Genomic DNA, 13,669 nt, shown 5'->3' on the forward strand with positions numbered 1-13,669 from the left:
TTGGTTCAGGTTCGGGTCGGACGATCCTGCCGGTTGGTCCCAGTCCAGCAGCGGTCCGCCTCGTTGATTGGTCAGGTGAAGGGGGTCAGCCGAGGGTCAATGCCTGGTCGATCAGCTTCTGCTGCTGGGCGACATGCTTCTTCATGGAACCGGTCGCGGTCGCGGCGGACTCGTCACGGCCGACATAGGTCGGGCGCTTCGCCTTGATGCCGAGGCCCGACAGCAAGGTCTCGATGCGCCGGTCGACGAAATTCCAGGCGCCCATGTTCTGGTGCTCTTCCTGGCACCAGACGATCTCGGCCTTGGTGTATCGCTTCAATTCCTTGCCGAGCGCGTTGAACGGGAAGGGATACAGCTGCTCGACGCGGATCAGCGCCACATCCTTGATCTTGCGCTCGGTCCGGGCCGCCAGCAACTCGTGGTAGAGCTTGCCGCTGACCAGCACGACGCGCTTCACCTTGTCGTCGGCCACCAGCTTCTCGGTCTCGCCATAGACGCGGTGGAAGGTCGTGCCCTCCGCCATGTCGGCCAGGTTGGACAGCTTGGCGCGCAGCATCGACTTCGGCGACATCACGATCAGCGGCTTGCGGAAGTTCCGGCAGACCTGCCGGCGCAACGCATGGAAATAATTGGCCGGGGTCGAGATGTTGCAGACCTGGATATTGTCCTCGCCGCACATCTGCAGATAGCGCTCGAGACGGGCGGACGAATGTTCCGGCCCCTGCCCCTCGTAGCCGTGCGGCAGCAGCATGACGATGCCCGACATGCGCAGCCACTTCGATTCGGCCGAGGTGATGAACTGGTCGATGATGACCTGGGCGCCGTTGGCGAAATCGCCGAACTGGCCTTCCCACAGCACCAGCGCGCGCGGCTCGGCCATGGAGTAGCCGTAGTCGAAGCCCAGCACCGCCGCCTCGGACAGGAAGCTGTCGATGATCTCGACCAGCGCCTGGCCCTCGCGGATATTGTTCAAGGGCACGTAGGTCTGCTCGGTCTCCTGGTCGACCAGCACCGCGTGGCGGTGCGAGAAGGTGCCGCGGCCGACGTCCTGGCCCGACAGGCGCACGAACATGCCGTCGGCGGCGGCGGAACCGAACGCCAGCGCCTCGGCGGTGCCCCAGTCGAAGCCCTCGCCGGTCTCGAACATCTTCGCCTTTTCCTGGAGCAGGCGGACGAGCTTGCGGTTGAGGTTGAAGCCTTCGGGCACGGTCGTGAGCGTCTTGCCGATCGCCTTGAGGGTCTCCAGCGGCACCGCGGTATTGCCGCGGCGGTCGTCGTCCGGCGCGATGCCGAAGCCGGCCCAGGCGCCTTCGAACCAGTCGGCCTTGTTCGGCTTGTAGCTCTTCGCCGCCTCGAACTCGGTCTCCATCTTGGCCAGGAAGTCCGTGACGATCTGGTCGGTCTTGTCCTGGCTGAGCGAGCCTTCGGTCACCAGACGCTCGGCATAGATCTGCCGGGTCGTCGGCTGGGTCGCGATCTTGCGGTACATCAGCGGCTGGGTGAATGCCGGCTCGTCCGTCTCGTTATGGCCATGGCGGCGATAGCAGAACATGTCCACCACCACGTCCTTCTTGAAGACCTGACGGAACTCGGTGGCGATACGGCAGACATGCAGGACGGCTTCCGGATCGTCGCCGTTCACATGGAAGATCGGCGTCTGGATCGATTTTGCCACGTCCGAGCAATAGGGGCCGGAGCGCGCGTATTGCGGCGCCGTGGTAAAGCCGATCTGGTTGTTGATGATGAAATGGACCGTGCCGCCGACCCGGTAGCCCTTCAGCTCCGACAGGTCGAGCGATTCGGCGACCAAGCCCTGGCCGGCGAAGGCCGCATCGCCATGGATCAGCAAGCCCACGACTTCGTTGCGCTCGATGTCGCCGCGTTGGCGCTGCTTGGCCCGCACCTTGCCCAGCACGAGCGGGTTGACCGCCTCGAGATGGGACGGATTGGCTGTCAGCGACAGATGGACGATGTTGCCGTCGAATTCCCGGTCGGACGAGGTGCCCAGATGGTACTTCACGTCGCCCGAGCCCTGGACGTCGGCCGGATTGGCCGGGTTGCCCTGGAATTCGGAGAAGATCGCGGCGAAGCGCTTGCCCATGACGTTGGCGAGCGTGTTCAGGCGGCCGCGATGGGCCATGCCCAGCACGATCTCCTTGACGCCCAGCCGGCCGCTGACCCGGATGATCTCTTCCAGCGCCGGGATCATGGTCTCGCCGCCCTCGAGGCCGAAGCGCTTGGTACCGGTGAAGCGCTTGTCGAGGAAGCGCTCGAAGCTCTCGGCCGCGGTCAGGCGTTCCAGCAGTTCGGTCTTTTCCTTGATCGGGAACGCGGTCTGGTTGCGCACGCCCTCGACCCGCTCCTGGATCCAGGCCTTCTGGGCCGGATCCTGGATATGCATGTATTCGACGCCGATGCTGCCGCAGTAGGTCTCGCGCAGGAACGTGTAGATCTCGCGCAGGGTCGCATACTCGAGGCCGAGCACGCCGGCGATGTAGATCGGACGGCCGTAGTCGGCGTCGGTGAAGCCATAGCTGTCGGGATGCAGTTCCGGATGCGGCTCCGGCTTCTGCAGGCCGAGGGGGTCGAGGTTCGCTTCGAGATGGCCGCGCACCCGATAGGCGCGGATCAGCTGCAGGGCACGGATCGAATCGCCCGCCGCCTGCTTCACGGTCTCTTCCGAGGCCGCCGGCGCCGCAGCGCCATTGGTCTTCTTGGCCGGCACGGCCGGGGCGTCCGCCCCGATGATCCGCTTGGCGATCTTCTGCCAGCTGGGCCCCTTGACCTCGGCCAGGACCGAGGCGGCATCGTCCTTCATCTCATCGAAGAAGCTCCGCCAGCTCTGGTCGACCCCGTTGGGATCGCTCAGATAATGCTCGTAGAGTTCGGCGATGAAGGCCGAGTTGCTGCCGGTAAGGAAAGAGGTTTCGCTGGTCTGCGCCATTTGGTTCGAGCGGCCGCTTGACGCGGCCGCTCTCTCTGTTGGGGTTGGTCGGGTTGGCTTCGGATCCGGTCCGCGTCAGCCCTTGAAGGCTGCAAGCATGGTGGAGCCGAGCGACGCCGGACTGTCGGCGACATGGAAGCCGGCCTTGCGCATCGCTTCGAACTTGTCGGCAGCCGTCCCCTTGCCGCCGGAGATGATCGCACCGGCATGGCCCATGCGGCGGCCCGGAGGGGCGGTCGCGCCGGCGATGAAACCGACGATCGGCTTCTTCGTCTTCGACTCGATGACGAATTCGGCCGCTTCCTCCTCGGCCGAGCCACCGATCTCGCCGATCATGATGATGCCTTCGGTCTCGGGATCGTCGAGGAACAGGGTCAGGCTGTCGATGAAGTTCGTGCCGTTGACCGGGTCGCCGCCGATGCCGATGCAGGTCGACTGGCCGAGGCCGACGGCCGAGGTCTGCGCGACCGCCTCATAGGTCAAGGTGCCGGACCGGCTGACGATGCCAACCTTGCCGCGCCGATGGATATGACCCGGCATGATGCCGATCTTGCATTCGCCCGGCGTGATCACGCCCGGGCAGTTCGGCCCGATCAGGCGCGACTTGGAACCGGCGAGCGCGCGCTTGACCGTCACCATGTCCAGCACCGGGATGCCCTCGGTGATGCAGACGATCAGCGCGATCTCGGAATCGATCGCCTCCAGGATCGCGTCGGCCGCGAACGGCGGCGGCACATAGATGACGCTGGCGTCGGCGTGGGTCGCATGGACCGCTTCGGCGACGGTGTTGAACACCGGCAGGTCGAGGTGCTTGGTGCCGCCCTTGCCGGGGGTCACGCCGCCGACCATCTTGGTGCCGTAGGCCAGCGCCTGCTCGGAATGGAAGGTACCCTGGGCGCCGGTGAAGCCCTGGCAGATGACCTTCGTGTTGGAATTGACCAGAACGGCCATTTACTTGGCCTCCTTCACGGCTTTGACGACCTTCTGCGCGGCATCCGCCAGATTGTCGCCGGACAGGATGGGCAGGCCCGATTCGGCGAGGATCTTCTTGCCGAGCTCGACATTGGTGCCTTCGAGGCGCACGACCAGCGGCACGTCGAGGCTGACCTCGCGCGCGGCGGCGATGACACCCTCGGCGATCACGTCGCAGCGCATGATGCCGCCGAAGATGTTGACCAGGATGCCTTCGACGTTCGGATCGCTGAGGATCAGCTTGAACGCCGTCGTCACACGCTCCTTGGTGGCGCCACCGCCGACATCGAGGAAGTTCGCCGGCTCCCCGCCGTAGAGCTTGATGATGTCCATGGTCGCCATCGCAAGGCCGGCACCATTGACCATGCAGCCGATGTTGCCATCGAGCTTGACGTAATTCAGGCCGTGCTTGGCGGCTTCGAGTTCCGAGGGATCCTCTTCGTCGGCATCGCGCAGCTCTTCGATGGCCTTGTGACGGAACAGCGCGTTGTCGTCGAAATTGACCTTGGCATCGAGGCAGATGACGTCGCCGGCACCGGTCACGACCAGCGGGTTGATCTCGATGATCGAGGCGTCGAGGTCGTGGAATGCCTTGGACAGCGCCAGGATGAACTTGGTCGCGGTCGAGACCTGCTTGCCTTCGAGCCCGAGGGCGAAGGCGATCTGGCGGGCGTGGAACGCCTGGACGCCGGTCGCGGGGTCGATCGCGACCTTGACGATCTTCTCAGGGCTGTGATGGGCGACCTCTTCGATCTCCATGCCGCCTTCGGTCGACGCCATGAGGGTCACGCGGCCGGTGGCGCGGTCGACCAGCATGCCGAGGTACAGCTCGCGCTTGATGTCGCAGCCTTCCTCGATATAGACGCGCTTCACTTCCTTGCCGGTCGGACCCGTCTGCTTGGTGACCAGCACCTTGCCCAGCATCTCGGCGGTGTTCGATCCGACGTCGTCGATCGACTTCACCACGCGCACACCGCCCTTGCCTTCCGGCTTGTCGGCGAAATGGCCGGCGCCGCGGCCGCCCGCATGGATCTGCGACTTCACGACCCAGACCGGGCCACCCAGATCGGTCGCGACCTTCTTTGCCTCGTCCGGCGTGTAAGCGACACCGCCGCGCGGGACGGCGACGCCGAACCCCTTCAGCAAGGCCTTCGCCTGATATTCATGGATATTCATTGGTGCGCGCCCCTTGGGATTGCTGGGGTCCGGCCGCGGGGCGCTCGGGCCCGCGCGGCCGGACCTGCCAAACGCTTAGGCCTGGACGTTCTTGGCGACTTCGCAGAGCGTCTTGACGGCATCGACCGACTTGTCGAAGCCGGCCTGCTCTTCGGCCGAAAGGCTGATCTCGACGATCCGCTCGACGCCGCCGGCACCGATCACGACCGGCACGCCGACATAGAGGCCGGTCACACCATACTGGCCGCTGAGATAGGCGGCGCAGGGCAGAACCCGCTTCTTGTCCTTGAGGTAGGCCTCGGCCATCGTGATCGCCGACGAGGCCGGCGCGTAGAAGGCCGAGCCGGTCTTCAGGAGCGCCACGATCTCGGCACCGCCGTCGCGGGTGCGCTGGACGATCTTGTCGAGCTTGTCTTGGGTGGTCCAGCCCATCTTGACCAGGTCGGGCACCGGGATGCCGGCAACGGTCGAGTAGCGCAGCAGCGGCACCATCGTGTCGCCATGGCCGCCCAGCACGAAGGCGGTGACGTCTTCGACCGAGACCTTGAACTCGTCGGCCAGGAAATAGCGGAAGCGCGCGCTGTCGAGCACGCCGGCCATGCCGACGACCTTCTCGTGCGGCAGGCCCGTGGCCTCCTGCAGGACCGAGACCATGACGTCGAGCGGATTCGTGATGCAGATCACGAACGCATCGGGCGCATGCTGCTTGATCGCGGCGCCGACCGTGCGCATCACCTTGGTGTTGACGCCGATCAGATCGTCGCGGCTCATGCCCGGCTTGCGCGGGATGCCGGCGGTGACGATGATGACGTCGGCGCCGGCGACGGCGGCGAAATCACTGGAACCGGTCATCAGCGCGTCGAAACGCTCGACCGGGGCCGCCTCGGCGAGGTCGAGCGCCTTGCCCTGCGGCACGCCGTCCACGATATCGACCAGGGTGACGTCGCCCAGGTCCTTGAGCCCGGCGAGCAGTGCCAGCGTGCCACCGATCTGACCGGCGCCGACCAATGCGATCTTGTTACGTGCCATGGAATTCTTCCCTTCGTTTGCCCTGGGAGCGGGCGGCATGGAGCAAGCCCCGCGCGGATCGCGGCGCCTGGTGGTATCTCCGCCGTGCAGGTCGCCCTGCCAGAGCGGCGGTCTTAGCGCGAAACGCCGGGGCCAGCAAGCAACTCGGAATGGTGGGCATCCCTGGTATCTTGCGAAGCGTGGGAGTGACTCCGGCGGCTCGAAATATACTCGATCGACTGCATCTCCATCAGGCGCGAAACGGTTCGTTCAAACTCGAAGGCGCCGTCGCCCTCGGTATAAAGCTCGGCCGGCGGGGCGGCGGCCGACATCACGACATGGACCTTCGCTTCGTATAGGGTATCGATCAGCGTGTTGAAGCGTTTGGCCTGATCCCGGTTGTCGGGACCCAGCCTCGGCACGTTGGCGATCACGATGCTCTCGAAGCGGTCCGCGATGGCAAGATAATCCGCCGGGCCCAGCGGCTGCCCGCACAAATCCGTGAAATCGAACCAGGCGACGCTCATGGCCTGCCGCGGCACGCGCACTTGCCGCTTCTTGACCTCGATCATCATCGGGGTCGGCTTGGTGTCGTCGGTCAGTTCGGCGAAGGTTTCCTCGATCGACCGGGCCGAGGCCGCGTCGAGCGGCGCGTAATAGACCGGCCGGCCGATGAGGCGCATCAGGCGATAGTCGCGGCCATTGTCCAACTCGAGCACGTCGAGCTCGTCCTTGATCATCGCGATGAACGGCAGGAACCGCTCGCGTTGCAGGCCATCCTTATAAAGATCGTCCGGCGGCCGGTTCGAGGTCGCGACCACGACGACGCCGGCACCGAACAGCGCCTCGAACAGCCGGCCCAGGATCATGGCATCCGCGATGTCGGTCACCTGGAACTCGTCGAAGCACAGCAGCGTCGCCTCGCGGGCGATCTCGGCGGCCAATACGACCAGCGGATCCGCGATCTTCTCGGTCCGATGCTGGTAGAGCCGGTCATGCACCTCCTGCATGAAGGCATGGAAATGCACCCGGCGCCGGGCCTTGATCGAGCTGGTCTCGAAGAACAGGTCCATCAGCATGGACTTGCCGCGGCCGACGCCGCCATAGATGTACATGCCGCGCGGCGGCTTCGGCGCGTCCCGGTGCGGGTTGAGGCCCAGGAACGCGCGCCAGCCCGTGCCGGGCGCCGACGGCGCCTCCGGCCGGTAGGACAGCAGCGCGCGGTGCAATGCCTGCAGCTTTTCCACCGCCAGTTCCTGCATCGGGTCGGGCTTCAGCAGGCCCTGGGCGCGCTTCGCGCGGTAGGCCGGCATCGGACCCGGATGGGTCTCGAGCGTGGCGGATTGGGGGGTAGCCTCAGGTGATTGATCTGAAAAGAGACGCATCGACGATCTGACGAGCGGCGGACAGCGCGAAAGAAGCTGACTCCGGACCCTCTTGCAATGCAAAAAATGAACGAACAGGCCATTCGCAGGGTTCGAATGCCGTCTTTTCTCTATCTCGCATCGGCGAGGCGCCGTCGCAAGCGCGGCATCCCCCGGGCAGCCCCTCGCCGAACGCATGCAACGATGCCCGATCCATGCGTTCGGCGAGGGGGAGAGCTCGGGAGATCCGTTCCCCAAGGGCTTCCCGGTGCGGTATGAAAGCCCATCTGATAAGCCCCCGCGCGCTTGGGCGCGGCGCCACAGGATGATCCGCCCGATCATGACCTATTTCGATCTCGCCGGCTTCGCCGCCACCCCGCTCGTCGCCGATCCGTTCCCGTACCTGATCGTGCCCGGCTTCCTGAAGCCTGAGGTCCGGACCGCGGTGGCCAAGGATTATCCGGAAATCGCCAAGCCGGGCAGCTTTCCGACCAGCGAAGTTTCCTGTGCCGGCCATTTCAAGGCCATGCTGGACGAGCTGGAAGGGCCGGAAATCCGCGCCGCCTTCGCGGAAAAATTTGACATCGACCTCACCGACCTGCCGACGATGGTGACGGTGCGTGGCCAGGCCCGGGCCAAGGACGGCCGCATCCATACCGACAGCAAGACCAAGGTCATCACCGTCCTGCTCTATATGAATGGGCAGTGGGAGGCGCCGGGCGGCCGGTTGCGCCTGCTGCGCTCGGCCGACAGTCTCGACGACGTCATAGCCGAAGTGCCGCCGGACGAGGGCACCCTGCTCGCGTTCCTGGTGACGCCCAATTCCTGGCACGGCCATCAACCGTTCGTCGGCCCGCGCCGGGTCATTCAATTGAACTGGGTGACCGGCGACGACGTGGTCCGCCACGAACAGGCGCGCCATCGCTTTTCCGCGCGCATGAAGAAGATCCTGCCCTGGGCATCCTGATCCGCGGGCGTCCCGGTCAGGCAGCACTGGCCCGTTCGACCAGGTTCGCTTCGATGAAATCGCCGAGCGCCGTCACCGCCGGGGCGGCGTGACCGGCCGATCGATGCAGCGCGATTTCGATGTCGGGCAGCGGTGGAAACCCTTGGGCGGACCCGAGCGGCACCAGCCCTGAGGGCATGAGCGCGGCCTTGAACACGCCGACCGCCAGCCCGGCCGCGACGGCGGCCGACGCGGCACCGATGCTCTGGGTCAGATAGGCGATGCGCCAGGGCCGGTCGGCCCGGTCGAGTGCTGCCATGGCCCACTCGCGAAACAGGCAGCCGCGCGGCGCGACCGCCAGCGGGACCGGCCCGTCCGGCAGGGCGAAATCGGGCGCCGCGGCCCAGACGGCCCGGTCGCGTTGCAGGATCCGGCCGCGATGGCTGCCGGCGCCATGCATCACCAGCACCAGATCCAGCCCGACGCCCAGCCGCTGTGCCAGTTCGACGGTGAGACCGCTCTGCAACTCGACGCCGACCTCCGGAAATGCTTGGGCAAAGCGACGCAGCACGCCCGGCAGCACGTCGGTGGCATAGTCGTCCATCGCGCCAAGCCGGACCATACCGCGCACCGCGCCGCGACGGCCGCGGCTCATCACCTGGTCGTTGAGCTCGACCATTTGCCGCGCGGTGCCGATCAGCGCCTCGCCGTCGAGCGTCAGCACGGGCAGGCGGCCGGTGCGATCGAACACGGCCGCGCCCAGCGCCTCCTCCAGCCGGCGGATCTGCGCACTGACCGCCGACTGGCTGCGGCGCAGCACCCGCGCCGCCCGGGAAAAGCCGCCGGTGTCGACGATCGCCAGAAAGGCACGGAGGGAGTCCAGGTCGAGATCCATAGACCCATCATATTTATCGATGAGTTGGATCGCAATGTGCCGCTTATGCGATGACTGCCCAATCCGTAGGATCGGCTGGTCCCGAGATCGGAGGCGGTATGAACGAAGAGCGTCTGGGTGTGGCTGCCGCGGCGGCGTCGAGCCTGATCGGCGGCCTGTCGCTGGTCACGATCCGCCTGGTCGTCGGCACGACCGATCCGATCCTGCTCGCGCTCTTCCGCTATGGCATCGGTGCGCTCTGCCTCGCCCTGCTGCTGCTCCGGCCGGGGTTCCGGCTGCCGGCGACTCGTGATTGGCCGCAGATCGTTTTGCTGGGCGGATTGTTCTTCGCACTGTTTCCGACCTTGCTCAATCTGGCCCTGGTGCACACGACGGCCTCGCGCGGCGCCTTGGCGCTGTCCAGCCTGCCGCTCCTGACCCTGGCGATCGCCGCCCTCACGGGGGTGGAGCGGCTGACGGGACGAAAGTTTGCCGGCATCGCGCTCGCCATCGCCGGCGTGGCCGTCGCCCTCGGCGGCGGGGCGGCAGACCTCGACCGGGGATACTGGCGCGGCGACCTGATCATGGTCGCGGCTGCCCTGACCGGTGCCATCTACAATGTCGTGGCGCGTCCAGCGATCGCCCGCCACGGCGCGCTCGGTTTCACGACGCTCGCCATGGCCGCGGGCGCGCTCCTGCTCCTGCTCGCTCTGCCGTTCGGCGGCCCGCTCGGGCCTCGCCTGCCCCAGGACGCCACCGGTTGGAGCGCCATCGGCTTCCTTGGAATCGTCGGTGGTGCCGCGACCTTCTGGCTCTGGTCGGCCGGTCTTGCCCGAACGACGCCGACCCGGGTCGCGGTGACCGTGGCGCTCAACCCGGTTTCGGCCATGCTGGTCGGCAGCCTGTGGCTGGGCGAGCCGATCGGACCAGCCCTGCTCTGCGGGCTGGGCGCTGTCGTGGCCGGCATCCTGGTCGCAACCCGCTGAAACCATTGCGTGCCGCCCCGTGCTTCGTCCTATAACGACATGGCCTATCGCGACCGCTCAAGGACAGGTGCGCCCAAGTGCTCGGATCGTTGCGTGTAATGCCTGTCCGCCGCCTGCTGCCCGTGGCGTTGCTGATCCTGTTGACCGCATGCGGCGGGCGCTCCGATCGCCTGCCGATGCCGGACCTGCCGCCGGCCCCGTCGGCCGAGCCGATCGTGCCGCTCGATGCCGCGACCTTGGCCCATCCGGACTATCGCGTGCTGCTGGCCGCCGGCGACGCGACCCGGCACGTCTATTCCAACGCCGTCCTGCAGATGCGCGACGTCCTGAGCGGCGCCGGCCTGGGCATCGACCAGGTCCGCACCATGAGTGCCGACAAGCAGATCCTGAGCGGCGACGTCTACGAGCGCGAGATCGTCCGTCCGCACAGCCAGGACAGCGGTCCCGGGCAGATCAGCGTCCTGCCGGGTGCCGTCGAGCCGCCGACCCTTGCGCTGCTGTCCAATCGCCTGCTCGATCTGAAGGCGACCGCGGCCGGCCAGGCCTGCCTCGCCTATCTGGTCAGCACGCCGACCGGCGGCGGCCTGAAGCTGTCCGACGACAGGGAACTGACGCCGGCGATTCTGGATCGCGCCCTGATCGGCGGCTGCGGCACCGCGCCGACCGTGGTGGTGGTGTCGGCCTGCGACGCCGGCGCCTTCGCCGCCCCGCCCATGGCGCGGCCGAATCGGCTGATCCTGACCGCGTCGGCCGTCGGTGCCAGCGGGTTCGGCTGCGGTCCCAACGTCGGCTTCACCACGTTCGACGAATGTTTCCTGGGTGCGCTCGACGGCGCTGCGACCTGGGGCGCCGTGTTCGACCGGACGCGCGCTTGCGTCACCCGGCGCGAGCACCTGGTCAACCAGCCGACGGTGGCGCCGCAAAGCTTCATCGGGCCGTCGATGGCCGGCCTCGCCACGCCTTGGGCCGACGCCGCCCGGCGCGGGCCGGCCAGCCAAGTGAGCTTCCTTCAAGGCATCGGGCGTTTCACCCAGGACGCCCTGCCCTATTTCCCGACGTTGCAGGCCCACAACGCGCCCATCGCCCAGGATTACCTCCATGCACCGTCACCCAAAGCCCTGGCCCTTACCTTCGCTGGCACGGTCGTGTGGGTCGGCGGCGGCCGGGGCGAAACGCCAGACGATGTTGCCCGCATCGCTGTGCAGCGCTGCGAATATGAATCCGGCGGCGCCTGCGTGCTGTTCGCGCGCAACCTGAACCTGACCGCCGCGGCGGGCTCGGGCCAGCCACCGGAACATCCGCCGCTGCTGGTCAGGGTCGGACGGGTCGCCGCGGAGACGGTGCCGTTCATCCGCGACGGGCAGCGCGGCGAGATCGCCACCTACCTGGCGCAGCTCGGCCCCAAAGCCCTGGCGCTGTCGCCGATCGGTGAAACCATCGGCACCGGCGCCACGGCCGACGCAGCGCTCGCCCGCTGCCGGTCCCAAGGTGCTGCGGATTGCGTCCTCTATGCCGAGGGCGATCGCATCGTGCTCGCGGCACAACCCTGATTTAGCCAGCAAACCCCGTACAAGCCCCGGCATTTTTGCTAGCGTAACGATCTGTTGCACGATGGATGGGAAACTCGTTCGGTGCGCGGTCGAACGACGATGCGAACCGGCTGGATCCGGTTTCTGGGAGGGCGCCGGATTTTCGTCGGCTTGCTGCTCGCATGGCTTGCGGGCTGCGCCACCGCGCCGCCTCCGCCTGCTGCGCAGATCACAGCCGGTCCGACCGACCCGAAGCGCCTGGTTGCCGTGCTGGTCGCCGGTGACGGCAGCCTGCCCGCGTTCGACAACGCGACCAGCTATGTGGCCGACACCCTGGCCGCCGCCGGCGTTCCGCCCACGCAGATCCATCGATTGAGCGGCTCGCTGCGCCGCGCGCCCGAACTCGCGACCGGGGACAATCTGCTGAAACGCCTGCAGGAGACCGAGGTGCCACCCGGCGGCAGTTGCCTCGTCTATCTGACGTCCCACGGCGCCTACGAGCACGGCCTGTATCTTTCGGCCTCGAACGACACGCTGATGCCGAGTCAACTGGACCGGGCGCTCGAGCTCGGCTGCGGCCAGGCGCCGACCGTGGTCATCGTCTCCGCCTGCTTCGCCGGGCAATTCACCCAGCCGCCGATGCCGCGTGCCAACCGCATCATCCTGACGGCGGCCGATGCGGGCAGGACCTCGTTCGGCTGCGGCGCCAGCTTTCGCTACACCTATTTCGACGAATGCCTGCTGGGTGCGCTCGGCGAAGCCGCCAGTTGGCAGGAGGTGTTCGGCCGCGCCGTGACCTGCGTGGCGCAGCGTGAGCGCCAGATCGGCGCCCTGCCGTCGGAGCCGACGGCGTCGTTCGGCGCCGCCATGACCGGCGTAGCCCCCCCGGCCGGCCCCGGCCCTGTGGCCGATCCGCATACGATCCAGTTCATTCCCGGCACCGGCCTGTTCGATCCGGCACTGGTGCCGCTGCCCTTCCAGGAACGGCTGCGCCTGCATGACGACCTGTCGCGCTATGCAGCCGCGGTCCCGCCCAAGGCGCTCGCCATGACCGCACAGGGCCTGCTGGTCCCGGTCGCGCGGGGTCGCGACGGGCAGCGGACCGAGAGCGATGTCGCGCGCCTAGCGCTGCAGCGCTGCGAATGGCTGACCGGCGGCGCCTGCATCCTCTACGCCCGCGACGCCGAGACGGTTCGCCTGCTGCCGTCGGGCCTGGCGCCGTTCCATCCGCCCCGGCTGGCCCGGACCGGCCGATTGACGGTCGATCTGGCGCCGTTCATCCGCGACGACCAGCGGCCGCAGATCGAACGCTATCTAGCCGCCGAGACGCCGAAGGCCCTGGCGCTCAGCCCCGGCCACGAGGAAATCGGCGTCGGTCATGGCGCGACGATCGAGGACGCGCGACGCGACGCGCTGGCGCAATGCCGCTCCGGCCGGCTCGATTGCGTGATCTATGCGGAGGACGACCGCATCGTGCTGGGATGGACCAACTGATGGCGAGGCCGAAGAAGCCGCGTCCCGCGATCGTGGGGGCGCTCGAAATCCGGTTGGGCGCCTGGGGACCGATCGAGGTCAAGCGGCTGTTCAGCGGCTATGCGTTGTATCGCGACGGCACGATCTTCGGCCTGGTCATGCGCGAGCGGGTCTATTTCAAGACCAACGACGCAAACCGGCCCGACTATGTCGCAGCCGGCATGGCGCCGTTCCAATATACCCGATCGAATGGGCGGGTCATCGCCACCCATCACTACGAAGTCCCGGGCTTCGTGTTCGACGATCTGGACGAATTGACGGAATGGGCCGACAAGGCTCTGGCCGTCACGCGGGGCCATGGCCTACAAAGCGACATCCGTGAAGTGGAGTAACCGAC

General features: G+C 67.1%; 11 protein-coding genes. 5 read left to right on the plus strand and 6 right to left on the minus strand.

Features of this window, described 5'->3' with window-relative positions; translation table 11 throughout:
* Positions 1-85: 85 nt before the first annotated feature.
* The 5 genes from VGV37_RS14555 to zapE form a co-directional block, all read right to left on the minus strand.
* Complete coding sequence (locus tag VGV37_RS14555) at positions 86-2,944, minus strand: 2-oxoglutarate dehydrogenase E1 component (protein WP_326880423.1); 2,859 nt, start codon at positions 2,942-2,944, stop codon at positions 86-88.
* A gap of 75 nt (positions 2,945-3,019) precedes the next feature.
* Complete coding sequence (sucD, locus tag VGV37_RS14560; protein ID WP_326880424.1) at positions 3,020-3,895, minus strand: succinate--CoA ligase subunit alpha; 876 nt, start codon at positions 3,893-3,895, stop codon at positions 3,020-3,022.
* Positions 3,896-5,092, minus strand: coding sequence for an ADP-forming succinate--CoA ligase subunit beta (gene sucC, locus VGV37_RS14565; RefSeq protein WP_326880425.1), 1,197 nt, complete (start codon positions 5,090-5,092; stop codon positions 3,896-3,898). It abuts the gene before it with no gap.
* A 75-nt stretch (positions 5,093-5,167) separates the two neighbouring features.
* Positions 5,168-6,121 (minus strand): malate dehydrogenase, encoded by a 954-nt coding sequence (gene mdh, locus VGV37_RS14570; protein ID WP_326880426.1) that lies wholly within the window; start codon positions 6,119-6,121, stop codon positions 5,168-5,170.
* A gap of 113 nt (positions 6,122-6,234) precedes the next feature.
* Positions 6,235-7,413 (minus strand): cell division protein ZapE, encoded by a 1,179-nt coding sequence (gene zapE, locus VGV37_RS14575; protein ID WP_326880427.1) that lies wholly within the window; start codon positions 7,411-7,413, stop codon positions 6,235-6,237.
* A gap of 391 nt (positions 7,414-7,804) precedes the next feature.
* Between zapE and VGV37_RS14580 the strand changes: the two genes are divergently transcribed.
* Positions 7,805-8,431, plus strand: a complete 627-nt coding sequence (locus tag VGV37_RS14580; protein WP_326880428.1) for a 2OG-Fe(II) oxygenase — start codon at positions 7,805-7,807, stop codon at positions 8,429-8,431.
* A gap of 16 nt (positions 8,432-8,447) precedes the next feature.
* Here the strand turns inward: VGV37_RS14580 and VGV37_RS14585 are convergent, their stop codons facing one another.
* A complete protein-coding gene (locus VGV37_RS14585; protein ID WP_326880429.1) occupies positions 8,448-9,305 on the minus strand; it encodes a LysR substrate-binding domain-containing protein in 858 nt (285 codons plus the stop codon).
* Between the two features lie 98 nt (positions 9,306-9,403).
* Between VGV37_RS14585 and VGV37_RS14590 the strand changes: the two genes are divergently transcribed.
* The 4 genes from VGV37_RS14590 (at position 9,404) to VGV37_RS14605 (ending at position 13,664) form a co-directional block, all read left to right on the plus strand.
* Positions 9,404-10,270, plus strand: a complete 867-nt coding sequence (locus VGV37_RS14590; protein WP_326880430.1) for a DMT family transporter — start codon at positions 9,404-9,406, stop codon at positions 10,268-10,270.
* A 98-nt stretch (positions 10,271-10,368) separates the two neighbouring features.
* Positions 10,369-11,820, plus strand: a complete 1,452-nt coding sequence (locus tag VGV37_RS14595; protein ID WP_326880431.1) for a hypothetical protein — start codon at positions 10,369-10,371, stop codon at positions 11,818-11,820.
* Between the two features lie 150 nt (positions 11,821-11,970).
* Positions 11,971-13,293, plus strand: coding sequence for a C13 family peptidase (locus tag VGV37_RS14600; RefSeq protein WP_326880432.1), 1,323 nt, complete (start codon positions 11,971-11,973; stop codon positions 13,291-13,293).
* On the plus strand, positions 13,293-13,664 hold the full coding sequence (locus VGV37_RS14605) for a TfoX/Sxy family protein (RefSeq protein ID WP_326880433.1): 372 nt from the start codon (positions 13,293-13,295) through the stop codon (positions 13,662-13,664). Before VGV37_RS14600 ends, VGV37_RS14605 begins: the two co-directional genes overlap by 1 nt.
* The last annotated feature ends 5 nt before the right edge of the window (positions 13,665-13,669 follow it).

This window comes from Aliidongia sp., from assembly GCF_035943795.1.
Lineage (GTDB): Bacteria > Pseudomonadota > Alphaproteobacteria > ATCC43930 > CGMCC-115725 > Aliidongia.